General features: G+C 41.1%; 24 protein-coding genes. 7 read left to right on the top strand and 17 right to left on the bottom strand.

Features of this window, described 5'->3' with window-relative positions:
• The first annotated feature begins 165 nt into the window (after positions 1 to 165).
• On the top strand, positions 166 to 1,524 hold the full coding sequence (locus tag QFZ73_RS20200; protein ID WP_307269942.1) for an IS1182 family transposase: 1,359 nt from the start codon (positions 166 to 168) through the stop codon (positions 1,522 to 1,524).
• A gap of 140 nt (positions 1,525 to 1,664) precedes the next feature.
• Here QFZ73_RS20200 and holA read toward each other — a convergent pair whose 3' ends face one another.
• Positions 1,665 to 2,678, bottom strand: coding sequence for a DNA polymerase III subunit delta (holA, locus tag QFZ73_RS20195; RefSeq protein ID WP_307269939.1), 1,014 nt, complete (start codon positions 2,676 to 2,678; stop codon positions 1,665 to 1,667).
• 343 nt (positions 2,679 to 3,021) lie between these two features.
• On the opposite strand from holA, the gene QFZ73_RS20190 reads away from it, so the two are divergent.
• Entirely contained in the window at positions 3,022 to 3,156 is a 135-nt protein-coding gene (locus tag QFZ73_RS20190) for a YqzM family protein (protein ID WP_034308559.1), read from the top strand.
• Between the two features lie 76 nt (positions 3,157 to 3,232).
• On the opposite strand, the gene QFZ73_RS20185 is transcribed toward QFZ73_RS20190, so the two are convergent.
• The 3 genes from QFZ73_RS20185 to QFZ73_RS20175 form a co-directional block, all read right to left on the bottom strand.
• Positions 3,233 to 5,539, bottom strand: coding sequence for a DNA internalization-related competence protein ComEC/Rec2 (locus tag QFZ73_RS20185; protein WP_307269934.1), 2,307 nt, complete (start codon positions 5,537 to 5,539; stop codon positions 3,233 to 3,235).
• Between the two features lie 17 nt (positions 5,540 to 5,556).
• Entirely contained in the window at positions 5,557 to 6,117 is a 561-nt protein-coding gene (locus QFZ73_RS20180) for a ComE operon protein 2 (RefSeq protein WP_251428725.1), read from the bottom strand.
• A gap of 72 nt (positions 6,118 to 6,189) precedes the next feature.
• On the bottom strand, positions 6,190 to 6,825 hold the full coding sequence (locus QFZ73_RS20175) for a helix-hairpin-helix domain-containing protein (protein ID WP_307269928.1): 636 nt from the start codon (positions 6,823 to 6,825) through the stop codon (positions 6,190 to 6,192).
• Positions 6,826 to 6,935: 110 nt separating this feature from the next.
• Between QFZ73_RS20175 and comER the strand changes: the two genes are divergently transcribed.
• A complete protein-coding gene (gene comER / locus QFZ73_RS20170) occupies positions 6,936 to 7,766 on the top strand; it encodes a late competence protein ComER (protein WP_307269925.1) in 831 nt (276 codons plus the stop codon).
• A gap of 102 nt (positions 7,767 to 7,868) precedes the next feature.
• Here comER and QFZ73_RS20165 read toward each other — a convergent pair whose 3' ends face one another.
• The 8 genes from QFZ73_RS20165 to QFZ73_RS20130 are packed head-to-tail and all read right to left on the bottom strand — an operon-like array spanning position 7,869 to position 12,882.
• On the bottom strand, positions 7,869 to 8,612 hold the full coding sequence (locus tag QFZ73_RS20165) for a class I SAM-dependent DNA methyltransferase (protein WP_307269921.1): 744 nt from the start codon (positions 8,610 to 8,612) through the stop codon (positions 7,869 to 7,871).
• Positions 8,609 to 8,965 (bottom strand): ribosome silencing factor, encoded by a 357-nt coding sequence (rsfS, locus tag QFZ73_RS20160; RefSeq protein ID WP_063232984.1) that lies wholly within the window; start codon positions 8,963 to 8,965, stop codon positions 8,609 to 8,611. The genes QFZ73_RS20165 and rsfS overlap by 4 nt, the downstream gene beginning before the upstream one ends.
• The gene (yqeK, locus tag QFZ73_RS20155) at positions 8,965 to 9,537 is read right to left on the bottom strand and encodes a bis(5'-nucleosyl)-tetraphosphatase (symmetrical) YqeK (protein WP_251428733.1); all 573 of its coding nucleotides are present in this window, start codon (positions 9,535 to 9,537) and stop codon (positions 8,965 to 8,967) included. The genes rsfS and yqeK overlap by 1 nt, the downstream gene beginning before the upstream one ends.
• Positions 9,527 to 10,096: a nicotinate-nucleotide adenylyltransferase gene (locus QFZ73_RS20150; RefSeq protein WP_307269914.1), complete on the bottom strand. Its 570-nt coding sequence runs from the start codon at positions 10,094 to 10,096 to the stop codon at positions 9,527 to 9,529. The genes yqeK and QFZ73_RS20150 overlap by 11 nt, the downstream gene beginning before the upstream one ends.
• Before the next feature lie 11 nt (positions 10,097 to 10,107).
• Positions 10,108 to 10,398, bottom strand: coding sequence for a ribosome assembly RNA-binding protein YhbY (gene yhbY, locus QFZ73_RS20145; protein WP_098369748.1), 291 nt, complete (start codon positions 10,396 to 10,398; stop codon positions 10,108 to 10,110).
• Complete coding sequence (gene aroE, locus QFZ73_RS20140) at positions 10,392 to 11,234, bottom strand: shikimate dehydrogenase (protein WP_251428739.1); 843 nt, start codon at positions 11,232 to 11,234, stop codon at positions 10,392 to 10,394. The genes yhbY and aroE overlap by 7 nt, the downstream gene beginning before the upstream one ends.
• Positions 11,235 to 11,254: 20 nt before the next feature.
• Positions 11,255 to 12,364 (bottom strand): ribosome biogenesis GTPase YqeH, encoded by a 1,110-nt coding sequence (gene yqeH / locus QFZ73_RS20135; RefSeq protein ID WP_373458957.1) that lies wholly within the window; start codon positions 12,362 to 12,364, stop codon positions 11,255 to 11,257.
• Complete coding sequence (locus QFZ73_RS20130; protein WP_307269904.1) at positions 12,361 to 12,882, bottom strand: YqeG family HAD IIIA-type phosphatase; 522 nt, start codon at positions 12,880 to 12,882, stop codon at positions 12,361 to 12,363. Before QFZ73_RS20130 ends, yqeH begins: the two co-directional genes overlap by 4 nt.
• A gap of 465 nt (positions 12,883 to 13,347) precedes the next feature.
• On the opposite strand from QFZ73_RS20130, the gene QFZ73_RS20125 reads away from it, so the two are divergent.
• The gene (locus tag QFZ73_RS20125; RefSeq protein WP_251428750.1) at positions 13,348 to 13,488 is read left to right on the top strand and encodes a sporulation histidine kinase inhibitor Sda; all 141 of its coding nucleotides are present in this window, start codon (positions 13,348 to 13,350) and stop codon (positions 13,486 to 13,488) included.
• Positions 13,489 to 13,535: 47 nt separating this feature from the next.
• Here the strand turns inward: QFZ73_RS20125 and QFZ73_RS20120 are convergent, their stop codons facing one another.
• On the bottom strand, positions 13,536 to 14,321 hold the full coding sequence (locus tag QFZ73_RS20120) for a phosphatidylserine decarboxylase (protein WP_307269894.1): 786 nt from the start codon (positions 14,319 to 14,321) through the stop codon (positions 13,536 to 13,538).
• 136 nt (positions 14,322 to 14,457) lie between these two features.
• On the opposite strand from QFZ73_RS20120, the gene pssA reads away from it, so the two are divergent.
• Positions 14,458 to 14,997, top strand: a complete 540-nt coding sequence (gene pssA / locus QFZ73_RS20115; RefSeq protein ID WP_251428756.1) for a CDP-diacylglycerol--serine O-phosphatidyltransferase — start codon at positions 14,458 to 14,460, stop codon at positions 14,995 to 14,997.
• Between the two features lie 65 nt (positions 14,998 to 15,062).
• Here the strand turns inward: pssA and QFZ73_RS20110 are convergent, their stop codons facing one another.
• On the bottom strand, positions 15,063 to 16,853 hold the full coding sequence (locus tag QFZ73_RS20110) for a M3 family oligoendopeptidase (protein WP_307269889.1): 1,791 nt from the start codon (positions 16,851 to 16,853) through the stop codon (positions 15,063 to 15,065).
• Between the two features lie 162 nt (positions 16,854 to 17,015).
• Between QFZ73_RS20110 and QFZ73_RS20105 the strand changes: the two genes are divergently transcribed.
• Positions 17,016 to 17,318 carry a hypothetical protein gene (locus QFZ73_RS20105; RefSeq protein ID WP_251428762.1) on the top strand — a complete coding sequence of 101 codons (303 nt, stop codon included), beginning with the start codon at positions 17,016 to 17,018 and terminating at the stop codon, positions 17,316 to 17,318.
• Between the two features lie 195 nt (positions 17,319 to 17,513).
• Here the strand turns inward: QFZ73_RS20105 and sigK are convergent, their stop codons facing one another.
• Positions 17,514 to 18,236: an RNA polymerase sporulation sigma factor SigK gene (gene sigK, locus QFZ73_RS20100; protein ID WP_034308596.1), complete on the bottom strand. Its 723-nt coding sequence runs from the start codon at positions 18,234 to 18,236 to the stop codon at positions 17,514 to 17,516.
• Positions 18,237 to 18,426: 190 nt separating this feature from the next.
• On the opposite strand from sigK, the gene QFZ73_RS20095 reads away from it, so the two are divergent.
• Positions 18,427 to 18,615, top strand: coding sequence for a hypothetical protein (locus QFZ73_RS20095; protein ID WP_048682791.1), 189 nt, complete (start codon positions 18,427 to 18,429; stop codon positions 18,613 to 18,615).
• 322 nt (positions 18,616 to 18,937) lie between these two features.
• On the opposite strand, the gene QFZ73_RS20090 is transcribed toward QFZ73_RS20095, so the two are convergent.
• Both QFZ73_RS20090 and QFZ73_RS20085 read right to left on the bottom strand, forming a co-directional pair.
• Entirely contained in the window at positions 18,938 to 19,078 is a 141-nt protein-coding gene (locus tag QFZ73_RS20090; RefSeq protein WP_076365157.1) for a YrzI family small protein, read from the bottom strand.
• Positions 19,079 to 19,565: 487 nt separating this feature from the next.
• Positions 19,566 to 19,832, bottom strand: coding sequence for a YrhC family protein (locus QFZ73_RS20085; RefSeq protein WP_069981698.1), 267 nt, complete (start codon positions 19,830 to 19,832; stop codon positions 19,566 to 19,568).
• Positions 19,833 to 19,941 lie beyond the last annotated feature (109 nt).

Below are 19,941 nucleotides of genomic sequence, written 5' to 3'. Positions count from 1 at the left end.
GCCTCCTCGGCTTTCGCCTGCGGGGTCTCCCCTAGACGCGCTTTTCCCGCAGGAGTCTCGTACCTTCCGTTCCAATCAACTATGTTTAAAAATTTAGATAGAACTCCTTTTGCCTACAGTCTTTTTTGTTTTAAAATAGAACTATTAAAACTTGAGGTGATGAGGATGCTTTCGAAACATGATTCTATTCAGCGAGATCAACTTGAAATGATTACTTTAGATCAACTGGTGCCACCGAACCATTTGGTTCGTAAAATGGAGGCTTCCATTGACTTCACTTTCATTTACGACTTGGTGAAAGATATGTATTCAGAGGTAGGACGCCCAAGTATTGATCCAGTTATTTTAGTTAAACTGACATTCATTCAATATACCTTCGGTATTCGTTCCATGCGTAAAACGATTGAAGAAGCTGAAACAAATATGGCTTACCGTTGGTTCTTAGGCTATGGTTTCCATGATAAAGTACCTCATTTCTCAACGTTCGGGAAAAATTATGAGCGACGCTTTAAAGATACAGACCTGTTTGAACAGATTTTCTATCGCATCTTAATAACAGCTGCTGATAGAAAGTTAATAAGTGCTGAACACGTATTCGTCGATTCCACACATGTGAAAGCCAATGCGAATAAGCGCAAATTTGAAAAGAAAATCGTACGCAAAGAAACACGAGCATATCAAGGACGTCTTCAAGATGAAATCAATCAAGATCGTGAAAACCATGGAAAGAAACCTTTTCCACCAGATAAATTTGATAAGAAAGAAACCAGAGCAATTAAAGAAAGTACTACGGATCCTGAGAGTGGCTACTATGTGAAAGATGAACGAACAAAACAGTTTGCCTATTCATTCCACGCGGCCGCAGACCGCAACGGTTTTGTATTGGGAACGATTGTAACACCTGGTAATACACATGACAGTCATATTTTGGAACCACTTGTTGAGCAAGTGATTGAGAAAGTTGGAAAACCAGAAGCCGTTGCCGCAGATGCAGCTTATAAAACACCAGCAATTACAAGCTACCTATTTAACAAAGAAATTACACCTGCTTTACCCTATACACGTCCTCGTACAAAAGAAGGATTCTTTCGCAAACATGACTATGTTTATGATGAACACTTTGATTGTTACCTTTGCCCTTCGGGCGAAACTTTAAAGTACTCAACAACAAATAAAGAGGGCTATCGCGAGTACAAATCGCCAAAACAAATTTGTGCAACATGCTCTTTTTTATCACGGTGTACAGAAAGCAAAGACCATCAAAAAGTAGTGACACGGCATATCTGGCAAGCATATGTGGAAGAAGCAGATCATCTGCGTCACCATCAAGATGTAAAACCTATATATGCGAAACGCAAAGAAACGATTGAGCGTGTATTCGCAGATGCAAAAGAAAAGCATGGTATGCGATGGACTACTTTAAGGGGACTTAAAAAATTGTCGATGCAAGCGATGCTTACTTTCGCTGCCATTAATTTAAAGAAGATGGCCACGTGGACATGGCAAGGTCATAAAATGGCTTAACATAGTGGCTCGAAGAGCCCAAATCTCTTAACCTTTGGTCAAAATTTAAAAGGGAATTTCAAAAAGGGTTCGGAATTTTTTAATTCCGAACCCCTTTTGTCTACAAACTGAAGGTGACAGGATATCTGTCACCTTTTTTATCATCTAATTTTTAAAAGCAGCAGCTCAAGCGTGATCGCCTTATCGGCTTGGCCGGTCTTCATTTTATAATCCGCTTCCGCTAAGTCGTTCATGATGCTCAACAGCTCGCGTTCCTGGAATTTCCCCGTCTTTTCAAGTGCCAGCTTTACCCTGTAAGGGTGCACTTTCAGTTGACCTGCAATTTTTTGCTGGCTATAGCCCTGACGGGAAAGCTCCTTCACTTGATACATGAGCCTGACCTGACCTGCCATGACACTCAAGATCTTGATCGGCTCTTCATTCTGCCTGAGAAGATCGTGCAGGATCGTCATGGCACTCTCCATCTTTCGCTGTAACACATGATCAACAAGCGTGAAGATATTCTGTTCAAGGGATTTAGCGACCAGCTTTTCCACTACCTCGACCGTAATGTGTTTATCAGCTTCTGCATAAAGCATCATTTTATCCAGTTCATTCGTCAGCATCATCAGATTCGTTCCTGCAAGTTCAAGTAAAAGCTCTGTAGCCTGTTCATCTATTTGGACTGAAGAAGCTTCGACCCTCTCCTTCACCCACCCCTTTAAGTCATGATCACCAAGCTTTTTCGCTTCAACGAGAACCGCCTTACGCTTCAGTTCCTTGGTGATTTTTTTCCGTTCATCCAATTTCTCATAAGGTGCGGTCAATACGACAATAGAATAAGGAACCGGGTCAGCCAAATACGCTTCCAGTCTTTTCACATTATGTTCAACTCTTGACTTCGTTTTTTCAGCTGTCAAAAAAAATGGGTTTTGCATGAAAACAAGGCGCCTTTCCCCGATAAACGGGAGGGTTTCGACATCTTCAAGCGCAGTTTCAACAGGCGTCTCTTCTAAATCAAATTGAGAAAAGTTAAAATCCATCTCATCTTCGTGAAGGACATTCTCGATCAATAGCTGCTTCGTTTCATTAATTAGATAGGCTTCCGTCCCATATAACAAGTATACTGGAGCGAATTGCCCTTTTTTTATACTTTTCCAAACGTCTAATACCAATAGAATCCGCCTCTTTACTATGTATTCTTCTCTAATGGTATAGGTGGATGGACCATTTGACAAGCTATAAAGGGAACTAGCCCCTTAAAAGGGCTAATTCCGGATCTATATGAACACTTTCAAGAAAGGCCCGGGTAATCTTCCTTGAAAGCGGGTAAAGTATTCATGTAGAACAAAAAATGAGCTTTTCTTTTTCGCTTGCTTTGTCTGTACTTATATTTTGACCTCAAAATCCCAAACTATTTGTGACAACTCTTGTCAGTAAAGGAAATGAAGGAATGAAGCCTGTAGATTTTTTTTTGGTAATGTTTTATACTATTAGCAGAAATAGGAGGGGTAAATAATGAACGAATTCGAAAAGAATGTTCAATCAAAGACAGATGACGTCGCTGATTCCGCTATAGGATTCATCGGTTCTTTTGTATTTTTCGCTGCCATGTTCACCATAGCTGTCGTCATTAAAGCTGTCGGATCCTGATTTCATTAACTACATGCACTTATTTTTCCTGATGGAGGCTGCCGCTGCAGTCTCTTTCTTTTTGATTTTCTACATACTATGGGAGAGTCTTCCGAAAGGTTCCACTGCTTTTGTAATACTTGTAAATAATAGAACCCTCCTCGTCTGTCCTGAACACCTTTATTCCATTTCCCTCCAGATTCCTAATTACGTCTTCATGAGGGTGACCGTAGCCATTATCTTTTCCAACTGAAATAAGCGCCGCTTTCGGCTGTAGCTGTTCAAGGAAGGGCGCGGAAGAAGAAGTTTTACTGCCATGGTGCCCAACCTTCAAGACATCCGCCTGTACATGCGGAAATGTGCTCAATAGTTCCCTTTCCCCTTCTTCTCCCATATCGCCAGTTAATAACCATGACAATCCCCCAAGCTCCGTGAATAGAACTATGGATGAATCATTCTTATTTTCTTCTTTCTCATATGGACCTAGCACAGCAAACGGCGCTCCGCCCGCCACCCATTGGTCCCCCCTTTTCAGGACCGTCATTTTCATTTTTTTATCTCTTGCCATGGACACAAAATCCATATCCCTGTATTGCTCTTCACTCCAGCCTCCAATGATGATCTCCCCAACTTTAAAATTTTCAATTAATTCTTTTGCACTTCCCATATGATCTGCATCCGGATGGGTTAAAATGAGTTTGTCCAATTGGTGGATTCCCTTACTTTTCAATAATGGAATAATGATATCATCCGCAGTGTTGAACTTCTTTCGCTTTTTTGCCCACGTGTCGATTGGAAATGTAATTTGCCCACCCGTATCAATCAAATAGTTACCGCGATTGAAAGGCAGGATAATTAAAATGGAGTCACCTTGTCCAACGTCGATGATCTGCACTTCACCAAAAGGTGAGAACCTTTGTAAATTATATTGAAAAAGCAAAAGGACAATTAATATTCCGCACCAGATTTTACTTTTTTCAAAAGATACATCCCAAGCCAGATATAACCCTAAAAGGGAAATAACAAGTAATGCCATCATGATGAAAGCTGGTTTTCCAAACGGAATGGAGGCCAGCGGCAAATCCGATGCTGCATCCGCGGCTTTATTACAGAGTACGAAGGTGAAATTCAATAATGATATGAGGGGTTGCCCCAAGGAAGGCAGTAATAAATGAAAAAGGAGGGAAATCAGTGAAAATGGCAGCAATATGATGGAATAAAGCGGAACATACAATACGTTCAGAAACACGCCAAGAAAGGATACTTCAAAAAAGTGAAAAAGCAAAATCGGAAGGGCTGCCAATTGGCAGATGGAACTGATGATGAAAAGCTGCGTTGTTTTCTTCGGGTATTGCAAGAAAATGCTTGAAGACATGATAATGGAGAAAGTGACTGCGAATGAAAGCTGAAAGCCTATATCATAGAGCATATTAGGCCGGAAAAACAATAGTGCCATATAAACCGATCCGATTGCGGCACCCGCCGAGATCCGCTTCTTGAATAACAAGAGTAGAAAGAAAAGCATAGCCATTAAACAGGATCTCACCACTGATGGACTGGCACCTGAAAGTAACATGTAAACCGGAAGGAAGATTAAGATGGCCACCATCATTCTCTCCCGTGTAATCCCAATCCTGATGCCGAAGTAAAATAACATCCCCGTTAAAAAACTGACATGAAGGCCGGAAATCGCCAGTAAATGAACCAGACCCAATCGCTGATAATTAGTAAGGTCACCTTCATCTATATATGTCTGGTCGCCGAATATGAGAGCTGTGACAAAACCGCTCGATTCTTCCGGAAAGTGTTCTCTAATATACGCAATTCCCTTCAAGCGCAAATTACGAATCGAAACTAGAATCGAGTTTCCACCCTCTTTGCATTCTTGAAATGAAATGGAATCCGCTTTGAATATCCATTGGATGCTTTGGCGCAAAAGATAACGCTGGTAATCGAAACTGTTTTCATTCCTGTTTTTGTCGGGAATTTGCAATGTCCCTTCAGCCGGACATGATAAACCGATTCGCAGAAACTGACTCAGTTTTTCCTGTTCCAATTCGGAGGTGATTTTATAACGAAGCACTAGCCGTTCGCCTTTCTCACTGCCCACGAATCCTTTTAATGAATTTCCATCAATATTCGGTTGGTCGGTAAATGTGATGATAAATTGGCTTTCCGTTCCATGATAGGCAGTTTTGTTTCGGTGATCGGAGAAGGAGGCGGCCCCTAAAAATATCCCCATGATCACCAAATGAAAACTAAGGGCCTTCACACTTAACCCCACCGGAAAATAAAGGAAACAGAGAAAAATAAGGATAATGATCAGCAGCTTTACATTTAAATAAGAATGGGCCGTAACACCAAATGTGGCCGAAACGGCTAGTAAGATAAGATGTCTAGCCATGCCTGCCCCCGTCCTATTTAATTTTCAAATATCTGATTGGCCTGCTTTTCCAGCTCCAATAAATCTTCTTTTCCCAGGCCTGTTCGTTCAAGTTGATCTAGCAATGAGAATACAAAGTCCTTTTTTTGTTTTCCATTAACATCGATGGCCCCTTTTGCTTCGACCTTCTCGGTCTTGATACCAGCCTGTTTAAATAATTCCAGAGCATATGGATGATTTTTGTAATCCTCCGCATAATATACAGCCTTGATGCCAGCCTGGATAAGTGATTTACAGCACTGAAGACACGGAAAATGCGTCACATATATTTCTGCCCCATCAGTAGGCACCCCAAATTTCGCGCATTGTAAAAGTGCATTCATTTCTGCATGTATCGTTCTGACACAATGATTATCAATTACATAACAGCCGTCATCAATACAATGCGTCCCTCCCGCAATGGACCCATTATATCCCCCTGCAATGATTCGGTTGTCCCTGACGATCGTCGCCCCTACCGTGAGGCGTGTACATGTACTTCTTAAAGCTAATAAATGGCTTTGCGCCATGAAATATTGATCCCAACTAATTCTGTTCATGTTGTATCCCCTTAGTATGATTTTCTTCAATTTTACCCTCTTCCTGTCCATTTGTGTAGCATATTCGATCATTCATTTCACGGAAATGGAATCCCGTAACCTTTCAAATGTTTTATCGCCGATTCCCGTTACCTTTTTCAATTCATCGACCTCCTTGAATTTCCCTACCGTATCCCTGTATTCCAGGATCGCATTCGCTTTGGATGGTCCAATTCCCGTCAAGGTTTCCAAATCTTCCTGTGTAGCTGTATTCAAGTTCACCAGTCCTCCTGACGTCCCCCCAGAAACGGCATCACGAGACGACCCGACTTGTATATTCTCCAAGTACCCCTTGTCTTCTTCACCTATTTCCGGAACATAAATGACCATTTGGTCTTCGACGATTTGGGCAAAATTCACTTTATCCTTATCAGCCTTGTCCGTAAAACTGCCCGCAGCCGAAATCAAATCAATTACCCGGTCACCTGCCTTTGCAGTAAATATGCCAGGGGACTTGACCGCTCCTTTAACGTCCACTTTAATGATCTCAGGTTCGGCAGGCGTTTCATTTTCACTTTGTTCGATTTCAGCTTCTTTTGCAGCAATGGAAAATATATCTTCCGTATCAGCAGGATCCTCCCCTTGTTGCAAAAAAAAGTAAATGCCCGCTGCCACAAATGCCACGGCAACGGTAATCATCGTCATTTTCCTTTTTAAAATTCCTTCCATTTCTTTTCCTCCTTGCTGGATTTCGCACAATACATTGTCATAGGACAGATTAAAAATACATAGTGTTTTTAGGAGTATCAATCGCTTTAAGTGAGAGGAGTTGATCGGAATTGAAGAAAATCGGTGTTATCGGAACCGGAAATATGGGTACCATTTTAATCGAGGCATGGCTGGAGGCAAAAATATTGAATCCGGCAGATTTAATCATTACAAATCGCACGCTTTCCAAAGCATTGGTGTTGAAAGAGAAACACCCTGGTATCAAGGTTGCGGAAAGCGCAGCCGAAATCGTCCAACAAGCGGACTTTATCTTTCTTTGTGTAAAACCATTACAAATTAACAGCCTATTACAAGGCATCAAACATCATATAAAAAGGGATCAGCTGGTTATTTCCATCACAAGCCCAGTTTCAGTCTCACAGCTTGAATTGGCAGTGAATGCCCCCTGTGCCCGTTTTATACCGAGCATAACGAACCGTGTGGGTTCAGGGGTATCGTTACTGAGTTTCAGCAAGAGCTGCAGTAAGGAGAAAAAGTCGGCTTTATATGATTTGGCCTCTGTCATTTCGGCACCGGTCATCATTGAAAATGATATCACCCGGGTAGCTTCCGATATCGTCAGCTGCGGTCCTGCCTTCTTCAGCTATTTAGCGCAAGCTTTTATTGATGCGGCTTGCCAAACGACGAAGATCGATAAAGAAACCGCTACGACTTTGACTGAAAACATGCTGGTTGGCTTAGGGGAACTGCTTGGTAAAGGAGTTTATACATTGCCGACCCTGCAGGAAAAGGTTTGTGTAAAGGGTGGAATAACGGGTGAGGGGATCAAGGTTTTGGAAGCTGAAACCGGGGAAATGTTCCATCATCTTTTTCAAGCGACACATGAAAAGTTTGCAGAGGATCTACACGAAGTTGAAAAGCAGTTCGGCCATCCTTATTAATATTCGTAATCTATATCTCATTTCCTTCTTAAAATAAAAAAAAGAAGAGGTCAGACCTCCACTCGTACATGTGATGTACGACGGAGATTCTTGACCTCTTTATTATTTACTGGCTACAAACAAGATTCTTTCGGTTTCCGTTGCAAGCGGTGCTTCTTCAAGATCCGCCATAATTTCAGAAACCGTAAAACCTGCTTGCTCCAACCACTTTTTATATTGTTCAACCGGATAGGTCCGTTGATAATGCAACTCATCAAAACGGTCATACAGACCGCTTTCATCGTCCCTTACGAAAAAACTTAAATCATGTTCCACACTGTAAGGTTCTTCACCCGGGTAGCAGTCCCATATATAGGAAACTTCTTCACCATTGACGGCAAACGTATTGTCACGGAAGATTTCTTCCATTTTATAAATGGAATGGATATCAAACAAGAATAATCCGCCATCCTTCAAATGCTCATGAACCCGGCTGAACGTCTTGACTATATCCTCTTCATCGCGAAGGTAGTTCAGCGAATCACAAAAAATCGTGACACAATCAAATTGGCCAAGTCCCTCGAGTTCTGCCATATTCTGCTGGAAAAGTGGAATCGATAATCCAAGCTTAACCGCTTTTTCATTAGCAACAAGAAGCATTTCATCAGATAAATCCACGCCGGTGACTTCGAATCCGTGTTGCGCCAATTCAACGGTCATTTCCCCGGTTCCACACGCTAAATCCAGGACTTTCCTTCCATCAATTCCATACTGTTCCAGCTTCGCCGTAAGGATCATCAGCCATTTTTCATAAGGTGCGTCCTTCATCAATTCATCGTATACATAGGCAAAGCGTTCGTAAGTCATGAAGTCAGTTCACTCTCTAGATCTTCAAAAGGTGCATCTCCCCATAAACGTTCGAGGTTATAGTAGTTTCTTTCATCTTTATGGAATATGTGGGCCACTACATCGCCAAGATCCACAAGGACCCATTTCGCCTCGTCAAAACCTTCAAGACGTTTAATATTGATTCCTGATTCATCAGCTTTGCTCTTCATTTCACGAGCTATTGCTTGTACTTGTTTTTCAGAATTACCGTGGCAAATCAAAAAGTAATCCGCTACAAGGGAAATACCTTGCATGTTCAATGCCACGATATCCTCCGCTCTTTTATCATCCGCCGCTTTTGCTGCAATTACAAGAAGTTCACGTTCAGTCATTACATCTTCTCCTTCAAATTCATGATCAAATCATTATATGTCTTAAATGTGTCAGGGTAAATTGCCTGATTCCTTTTCATTAAAAAAACAACTGTATTCCTTAAAGCCTGGATGACAGCATGATCCAAATTTTGCTTTGCTGTCTGCCTGACTTCGTCGACACCGGGAAAAGAACGTCCCGGCTCAATATAGTCAGCAAGGTATACGACTTTATCCAAAAGGCTCATGCCAACCCTGCCAGACGTGTGATAGGCAATGGCATCCAAGATTTCAGCGTCCTGAATGCCAGCTTCCTTTTTCACCAGAAAAGCCCCGACAGGAGCGTGCCACAGCTCCATATTGTATTCAAGTAACGCCGGGTCCATTTTTTCAGCGATTATAATTTGCTCCATTTCCTCTTTTGGACGAAATTTTGCATAATCATGGAAAATGGCTGCCAATTCCGCTTTTTTGACGTCGGCACCATACCGTTCAGCAAGTACAATCGCTGACTCGACCACACCCAAGGTATGAATGTACCTGCGCTCGGTGATTTGTTCTTTGACCAGCGCCAATGCTTTCTCACGATTCATATAAACCATTCCCTTTAATATACTTCACCACTGGATCTGCTATTAAATATTTCACGGTTTTCCCCATTCTTAACTTCCTTCGTATCATGGAAGACGAAATGAACATCTGGGGGACTTTCACCATCGTGATTGGGTATAAGGTCTTTTCATTATATCCAGGGCGCTTCACCCCGACGAAATTGACCATATGCACCAGCTCGTCGATACGGTGCCAATTCGGTAAGTACTCAATCATATCTGCGCCAATTATGAAATAGAACTCATTGGTTGGCTCAAGTTCTTTCAGCAATTTTATTGTATCATACGTATAAGATGTGCCTTTTCTTTCTATTTCAATACCCTCAATATAAAAAGATGGGTTTCCGGCTATCGCGTTTTCCAACATGGCCAACCTGTCCATATCGGATACTTCCTCCGATTTTTCCTTATGTGGAGGAACGTGATTTGGCATGAACCTGATTTCATCTAGCTCAAGGGCATCCAGCACTTCATTCGCTATAATTAAATGCCCGATATGCGGAGGATTGAATGTACCGCCAAGAATTCCAATTTTTTTCATAGATAGGTTCCTTAAGGTAATTTAAGTTGTTTGTTTTCTTTTGATTCTTTATACAGCACAATTGTGTTGCCGATAATCTGAACCAATTCCGCCCGTGCACCTTTTGATAAAGAAAGTCCCACATCATTGCGGTCCTCTTCACAGTTTTGAAGGATGCTGACCTTGATTAATTCACGTACTTCAAGCGCCTCACCAATTTGCTTGATGAGATTATCATTGACGCCGCCTTTACCAACTTGAAAAATTGGGTTGAGGTGATGGGCCTTTGATCGTAAAAATCTTTTCTGTTTTCCTGTTAACATGTGTTACCTCCTAGTTTGTTCAAGACAATATCTGTCATTCTTGCTGTATCCGGCATAATGCCTGTCCATATCTCAAATGCGAGCGCGGCCTGGTTGATGAACATACCCAGACCATTTTGCGTTTCCGCCCCTTTTTCCCCAGCTTCACGCAGCAGCTTGGTTTGCAGGGGGTTATAGATGATATCACTGACAATTGCACCGGTTTTAAGCTGGTCGACCTTTAACGGTGAATGATCCAATTCCGGACTCATTCCAGAAGAAGTCGTTTGGATGATTAAATCATATTGTGATAAGCTTTCTTCCGCTTCGATAATCGAGAGTGCCTTCGATACTTTATCATATGGGCAATCAGAAACAAGCTGGGCCGCTCTTTCCTTTGTCCGGTTTGCAATATCAACTTGCTTTACCCCTTCTTTTACGAGGGTAAAATAAATCGCACGCGCAGCACCGCCCGCTCCGATCACTAACGTTTTTTTAGCCTTGATGTCACCTGATATTTCATCGCATAAAGATTTAAAAAATCCTTTTCCGTCTGTATTATACCCTATAAACCGACCATTTTTGTTAACAACCGTATTTACAGCCCCGATTGCAAGGGCCAGTTCATCCACTTCATCAAGGAAAGGGATGATTGAAGTCTTATGAGGAATCGTGATGTTAAACCCTTCTATACCAAGGGCTTTCATGCCTTTCACGGCATCGCTCAAACGCTCTGGTGTCACATGAAAATGATGATAAACCGCTTCTATATTTTCTTTTTCAAATGCATCATTATGAATGTCCGGTGACATCGAATGTGCAATTGGATCTCCCATTACCCCATATATCTTTTTCATAGACTAGACGACCCCTATATTTAGATTAATGATTTGCGAACGATCACATTGACGCCCTTTGGAACATGTGCAACGATTTTCGCTCCTGGCTCATTGACCGTCACCCAGCCAAGACCAGAAAACACAATATCCATTTTACCATCTTTCAAGGAAAATTCATGTGGAATCAGCTTCGGAAACTCCTCGATTTGTTCAGGCCGCGGGGGCGTCAGTAATTCCCCGGCATGGTTTTTATATAATTCATCGGCATTTTCCAGTTTCGTACGGTGAATATTCAATTCATTAGAAAGGTAGCAAGTCAGTGAACGCCTTCCGCCTGAGACATAGTCCAACCGGGCCAACCCTCCGAAAAATAGCGTCTGCCCTTCATTCAGCTGGTACACTCTCGGCTTGATTTCCTTTTTCGGCATGATCACCTTGAAATCCCGTTTGTCCACATAGTGAGCCATTTGATGATGATTAATGATTCCTGGTGTATCGATCAATGCCTGTCCATCATCCAAAGGAATTTCGATCATATCCAAGGTAGTCCCAGGGAAGTGGGAAGTCGTGATGATATCACCTTCACCGCTCACTTCTTTTATAAGACGGTTGATGAAAGTCGATTTCCCTACATTCGTACAGCCCACCACATAGACATCTTTACCTTTTCGATACCGCTCAATCGCATCAGCTGCTTCAAGGATGTGCTTTCCCCTTTCCGCACTGACAAGCAGGACATCAATCGGGTTAAGACCCAATTCCTTGGACGATTGCTTCATCCAATTGATCAACTTGTTCGGTTTTACGGATTTAGGCAATAGATCAACCTTATTTCCGATCAGAAGAACATCATTTCTTCCTACAAATCGATGCAGGCCAGGCAGCCAGCTTCCATTGAAATCAAAAATATCGACGATTTTGACGATTAAAGAGTCGGTTTCGCCTACTTTATTCAAGATTTTCAAGAAGTCATCGTCTGTTAAGGATACATCCTGAACTTCGTTATAATGTTTCAATTTAAAACAGCGCTGACAAACGATGCTCTCTTTTTCCAGAGCCGATTTTGGGGCAAAACCCAACTCCTTCGGATCTTCAGTCTGGACCTTGACACCGCAGCCGATGCACACTAATTCTTGATGATTGTTCAATTGTGATCCTCCCATTCTATCATTCCTTTTCGTTTAAAAAACGCCATGATCTTTCTTTCAAAATAACGATTGATCCTTGTTCTGAATTCGTCGGTTTGTGCCACAGGAACCACTAAGATCGTATGAAACCCGCCTCTGTTCCCTCCCAATACATCCGTCAATAACTGATCGCCGATCACAACCGTTTCTTCTAATTTCAATCCCATTGTCTTACGGGCTTTATGGAAAGCTCTTGCCATCGGTTTTCTGGCCTGGAAGATAAACGGAATGTGAAGCGGATCGGAAAAAGCCCGAACCCGATTTTCATTATTATTGGACACAATCGTCACTAAAATCCCATGATCCCGCATATTGTCGAACCATTTGATTAAATCGGGAGTGGCAGTTGGCCGGTCCCATTCAACGAGAGTATTATCCAAATCGGTAATGATTCCCTTAATCCCTCTTTTTTTCAATTCTTGAGGATCTATATTAAAAATGCTTTTAACATGTTCACTCGGTAAAAATAAATTAAGCATATTGGCACCTCTATATTTTCATTAAAATTTACCGTCTCCATCATATCGAATTTTCAGCTCACTTTCAAAAAAAATTAGGAAAGAAGGGCTGACGGTAAAAAAACATCATAATGTATGTTTTCAGATATGGAAAGGCATTTTTTATTAAAGAATGGGAAATTTGCAGGCTGACCAGAACCAAAGAACTAATTATTCATAAAAGATTTCGACAAAAATTTCAATTATTCAACCTGTGGATAACTTTACTAACATTTTCCATACTGATGTGCACCATTTCGATCACTTTGTAAACAACTTAACCACAGGTTATCCACTTTCAACTGTGGATAACAGAACGATTGTTCTCCACGTTTATTTCTGATACAGTAGGGGTACATCAAGGAAGACTTATCAATATATGCAAGTAAACACCAAATTATTCCTCGCAATCCCTACTGGAGGTGAGCAGCCGTAAATGGCGTTCTGATGCAAAAACTATCTGATGACCTGTTGCTTGAATCCTATTTTAAAGCGCAGAACTTAAAGTTGAGTACCGAATTCATCCGCCTTATAGAAACGGAAATTCATCGAAGATCCTTAACGCATAAAATCCGATCAATAATATGAAATACATAGGCTGACATCAAATGTCAGCCTCTTATTTTCATTTGAAGTTAGACGGCCCTCATGAATCCGATTGTTTCACCCACACGGACATCTGCGGGAATGGAAATGTTTCCTTCAAGTTCAAAGCTTCCTTTTTCAAAAAGAAGCACCACTGTGGACCCAAAGCTGAAATAAGAAAATTCCTGTCCTTTTTCCAATTCATCCGAATCATCAGTGATGACGATCGAATTTATGAACATGGCCCCGACTTTCACCATTGCCAGACTTCCCGCTTCATTTTGAAGTTCAGTTATTGTCCGATAATTTTTTGATAATGGCTCTTTTCCATATTTCATCCCCCATTTATTAACGGGGTATGATTTCCTTCCAAGGGTCCAACGTTTGACTACAGAACCCTTGATTGGTGCATGGATCCGATGGTAATGACTCGGGCTTAAGTATAACACGAGATATTTGCCGCCCAAGTACTTTGCCAAAAAAAGCTCATCCCCGAGCATTTCCTCCATTGAATATACCTTTCCCTTAACGACGATCTTTTTATCAGCGCGTATCTCCCCTGAATCCTCGAGAACACCGTCCACAGGACAAGCTACCGCATAAGGAACTTCCGTAATTGGCCTGGCGTCCGCCTTTAACTGCCTTGTAAATAGCTCGTGAAGATTGGTATAAGCTTTTAACTCCTTACCAAATTCCTCTTGATTAAGGTTGAATGTCCTTACATAAAATAAAATTAAGGGCCTGCTCCAACGAGATTGGCTGAAATGCTTTAATAAACCTGATGAATACTGACCATTCGTCAGTTCAATAAGAATGCGATACAAAGACTGAAACAAATATAACCACTCCAAATTGTAAAATTATTCTATAAATCCCTTGCATAAATTGTGTTAAATAAAATATTATTATATAATAAATACTTATGTTTAATATAATTTGTTTTAATTTGTTTCATTTGAAAGGAGTGAAAAGATGTTTTTATTACACGCCCTAGATCAATCCATTAAAAAATTGAAAGCACAAACAGCAAATATACTTACTTTAATGAACTTATCCCTTGGTGGATTTGCAATAATTGCCGTGATGCACGGCCAATTGAATTTAAGCCTGCTTTTAATCTTCCTGGCTGCCCTTGCAGATCGCTTTGACGGTATGGTTGCACGGAAATTCAACATTGAATCGGAATTGGGTAAGCAACTTGATTCCATGTGTGACATCATATCCTTTGGCGTCGCACCAGCTCTATTATTATACCAAGGAATATTAATAGAATTCGGAGCACCCGGCACACTCTTCACGGTTTTCTATATTGGCTGTGGCGCATTTCGTCTCGCCCGCTTCAATATTAGTGAAAGCAATGGATATTTTACAGGAGTTCCAATTACGGTTGCGGGCTGCATCGCTACTTTAAGTTATCTAGCCATCCCGTATTTCCATCCGGTCTTTTTCTTATCCCTCATGATTATATTATCATTACTTATGGTCAGTCCATTTAAACTGAAGAAAGTTTAAATAAGAAAGCGGATGTCCTAACGGACATCCGCTTTTTTCGTTCTTATTCCAGCCTAAAACCCATCTTATGCTTTTCGGGCTAGGGGATCGGTCAAACGCATGAATTCTTCTACATCCTCCATACAGGCATTGACCGCTTCTTCCCAAAAATCCCGGGTCTTTAAATCGACGCCTAAATGTTTCTCCGCCAAATCCTCGACCTTCATGGAACCGGTATCCTTTAATAGAGCGATATATTTTTCTTCGAATCCTGCGGGTTCTTTCAGGGCATTCGCGTATATGCCTAATGAGAATAAGTATCCGAATGTGTACGGAAAATTATAAAATGGTACACCTGTAATATAAAAATGGAGCTTTGAAGCCCAGAACGTTGGATTATAATCACTTAAAGCATCGCCATAAGCTTCTTTTTGTGCATCGACCATCAGTTCATTCAACCGTTCGGCACTTACATATCCTTGTTTCCTCTCATCATAAAACCTTGTTTCGAATAAGTAGCGGGCATGGATATTCATCAATAATGCCACGGAACGCTGAATTTTATCTTCTAAAAGCACCAGCTTTTCTTCCTCACTGGCCGCTTCCTTCACAGCTGCATCCGCTACGACCATTTCAGCAAAAGTAGAGGCTGTTTCAGCCACATTCATTGCATATGACCGATTCAATGGATGAATATCCCTCATCGCATAAGAATGGAAAGCATGTCCCAATTCATGAGCCAATGTCGATACATTGGATGGGGTACCCGAATACGTCATGAAAATTCGTGACTGCTTATTTAATGGAAAGCCGGTGCAAAAGCCGCCTGGTCTCTTACCTGGCCTGTCCTCAGCTTCAATCCATCTGTCTTCAAAAGCTTTTTGGGTGAAGTTTGCTAATTGAGAGCCGAACTTAGAGAATTGCTGTATGATGAAGTCTGCACCTTCTTGATAATCCATTACTTTGGACTCTGCCGTAACAGCGAGCGGTGCATCCAAATCCGCCCAACTTAATTTATCCAAATCCAGTAACTCCGCTTTCCTTTCTAAAAACTTCACAAGCGGCTCCTTATGATCGGCGATTACATTCCACATGCTTTCGAGGGTTTCTTTTTTCATCCTCCCTATTTCAAGAGGCTCTTTCAAAATATCATCCCAGCCCCTTTTTTCATTCACACTGAGACGGAATCCTGCCAAGTGGTTCAAAGTCCGGGCAAAAAGGTCACTTTTTTCCTCCCAAGCCTGTTCCCACGCAGTAAATAATTCTTTTCGGGCCCTTTCATCAGGATCAGAAAATTTATTCGCCGCTTGGCCTACAGAAAGCTTTTCACCCTTATAAGGAATGGTCATTGATCCGACGATCGTATCATACATTTGGCTCCAACCTTCGAAGCCGTCCATGGCCAATTGGGTGATTAATGATTCTTCCTTCACGGAAAGCTTTTCCTTTGCCTTTTCCCGACGTTCATTCAATACGAATTTCAATTCATTCAATGGTTCTTTTTCGAGGATTTTATCAAAAAACGCATCATCAAGCTGTATCAACTTTTCATCCAGCTTGCTTAACACCATTTTTAGTGAAGCGACTATCTTCATTTGTTTGATCCGCAGCTGACCAGCATTTTTATCCTGCGCATTTTGAGCTTCCAGGCATCCAACGAAAGCACCTGCCTGTGAAGATTTCATATTTGTATTTTTAAAAAGATCAAATGCCTGGAATAAACTTATTTCATCATTTCCTTCTGGATTGATATTGCTTACAAGTCGGTCTAATTCTTTTACCTCATCGTTAATTCCATCTAAAAAAGTCAGGAACTCCTTAGAAGAGCTTCCTCCTTTAAAAAAGATATCCAAATCCCACGTCAAAGAATATGCCATCCTGCATTGCCCCCTTTTTATCACTAATCCCATTATAGAGGTTCATTCAATATTTTTCTAATTAAAAGGAATTTTCAGTATATTTTCAGAACATTTTTCTATATCCCGGATTAAAAGCATGTTATGATGAATATATTCTTGGAAAAGGGGTGGGTGATTCATATGAAATTCTTTATTCACATGTCTGCCATCATCCTGCTCCTTTGGACACTTCCGGTACAGTTCCATCATCATGCACAGCAGCTAACCCTTGAAGAACATACCGATGTTCATCATTGGGATAAGGCAGACAAGAAACAGCCTTTCGTGCCTTCCTTCAGTTCCTGGCAGTCACTTATCATTATTCTCATTTTCGAGTTTTCCATTTTAAGTTTTCTATATTTTCACTCAAATCTTCGCCAACGATATCTCAGTCCGGTTTTTTTCCAGGCGAATTACGTAGCCTTACGCTCTGACATTTTATAAATAAATAAAATGGAGGAGTGATTCATATGTGGTTCCGACTAATTATGGTAGGGGTCTTTTCTTTAACCGCTTCACGTCTGTTCCTTTTTCAGGGAATCGAGATTTATCATGCATTTGCAGATATGATCAGAAATAAATATTAAAAATAAAGAGTGCGGGGAAATTTCCCCGCACTCTCTTTGACATTTACCATCCCTATCCTTTAGCTTTCTTTTCCTTCTCTTTTTCTGCTCGGTAAAATTCGTGGAACATCTTCATCAAGGCACGTTTTTCGATCCTTGATACATAACTGCGGGAAATGCCAAGCTCTTTAGCGATTTCCCTCTGGGTTTTTTCCTTTTTCAAATCCAGTCCGAACCTGCCTACAATGACTTCCTTTTCGCGTTCATCCAAAATATCAATATACTTTTTCACTTTTTCAATTTCCATATTGAGCTGAATCGTATCGATGACATCTTCCGATTCCGATTTCAGTACATCGATTAAACTGATTTCATTCCCTTCTTTATCTTGACCGATCGGATCATGCAGGGAAATATCTTTCTTCGTTTTCTTTGTCGCTCGTAAATGCATCAAGATCTCATTCTCAATGCATCGCGCCGCATATGTGGCCAGCTTCGTACCCTTCCCATCCGAATAACTCTCAATGGCCTTTATCAAACCAATTGTCCCAATCGAAATCAAATCCTCTGTATCTTCGCCCGTATTCTCGAATTTCTTGACGATATGGGCAACAAGCCTGAGATTATGCTCAATCAGGATGTTACGGGCATCACCGTCTCCCTCACTCATAAGCTTCAGATATTTCTTTTCATCCTGAGATGACAAGGGCTGGGGAAAAGCGTTGTTTTTCACATAGGAAACGAATAAGTAAAATTCTTTGATAATATAACCGACAACTGTAAGTATTCCGGGCATTGGTTTCATCCCCCGTTTCTTTGGCTTCCCTATTCATACCTATGCAACATTGGGCTTGTTCGTGTCTGTCCCACTAAAAGAAATCATGAAAGTGTAAAATGTTCAAACCAGCTTGGATGAATTCCCAAACGAACGAAGGCAAATGTTCATATAATGATAGGGAAATTTTTAGGGAAAGGGGGTCTTTACAATGGGATATAACTATGGACCATACGGATGCAGCTATGGTTATCCGGCTCCTGCTCCTTGTTATGCAGGGTCCGGTTACGGCTTTGGTTATGGCCTGTTTATTGTCCTCTTGATTTTATTGCTCATTTTCGGGTTTTGGTGGTTGCCGGGATGTGGATTTGGTTATGGAGGATCAGGTCCGTGCTGCTGATTCAGGCAAAGAAAAAAACTCGGCCCGAGTGCCGAGTTTTTTATTTTACATATTCATTTCTAATGTTGTGTTCCGAGTTAATCTGCGTCATGACCATTAATCAACATACCTTCAATTTTTCATGTTTCCAATGGCCTTTTCCACTGTATATATACATACAAACCATGACAATGCTGGCAATGCACCGGCAAATCCGTTAGCCGGTATCCTTCTCCTGCCAATAGCAACGCTTCTCTCCTTTTACGTGTAACAAGTTGAACATATTAACCTCCACCTTTCTTGAATTTATTTTTATGAAACGGGATACCAACCTCGTATATATTTAGAAAAAAGGACGATGCTTCAACGCTTTATCTAGATGTTCTTCTCGAATCTTGTGGATTCTCTCCTGTTGCAAACATTCCTCGGCAGTCATTTTTTTCATTTTAATCGTGATTGTGAAAAAAAGCATATTCAGTGTCATAATATCACCTCCTTTAAGGGAGCGGCCCAACAAAAAGGCATAAAAAGGCCGCAGAAAGTTACGTCCTCCTGCGGGGATTTTTGGAAAATATAAAAAGGCCGCAGGATAAAACACTTCTCCCTGCGGCCGCTATGTCTGAATGATTAATAAAGCCAAATTGCTTTAGAAATATTCCGCTTGGCACAGGTCGAATGGTATATGATTGTCATTTGAAACGGACCGGCTAATAGTGACGACTCCATACAGATACAATGTCATTTTCTTCGACCTCCTTTGGAATATTTTTTATTACCTGGTAAGTATATCCACAAATTCAATATTTGTAAACGGCTTTTGCCTATTTTTTTGAAATTTCTATCTTTTTACCCACTTACAAGAGCAATTATTACCTTAAAGGAGGCAAGTAGTATGATAAATCTGCCCATATCCAGGCAACAACGTCAGAAAAACAAAAAAACCTGATTCTTTTAAAGAATCAGGTTTGCTTCTATTGTTGTAAAGAGTCCTGGTCATCCATTTCGGCCAAGATCTTTTTATATTTTTTGGATAATCGGAAAAATACTATGGATATGCCCAGGAACATGATTGTCGCTCCCATATAGACATATGTGTCAATCATCGCTTTGTCGCCAGAGGGAAGGATGGTTCCTAAATAGAAGAACGAACCCACACATAACAAAGTGATCGCAAATTGTTTAAAATCGACCATTTTCGAACGCAGCATTGCCGCCGTTTGCTTTTTGCGGTTTTTCATGCCATTCCACCTTCTTTCAAGCTAATAAGATATTGATATCTCATTCTACCATATTTATTCCAAATGTCAGGGTGTAAATAATGGCAGTCAGCTTTGAAGCGGTCCCTCC

Origin of the sequence: Peribacillus sp. V2I11 (assembly GCF_030817135.1) — a bacterium.
Classification (GTDB): Bacteria; Bacillota; Bacilli; order Bacillales; family DSM-1321; genus Peribacillus; species Peribacillus simplex.
Note: the sequence above shows the minus strand (reverse complement) of the source record. Positions and strands in the feature narration are given on the sequence as shown.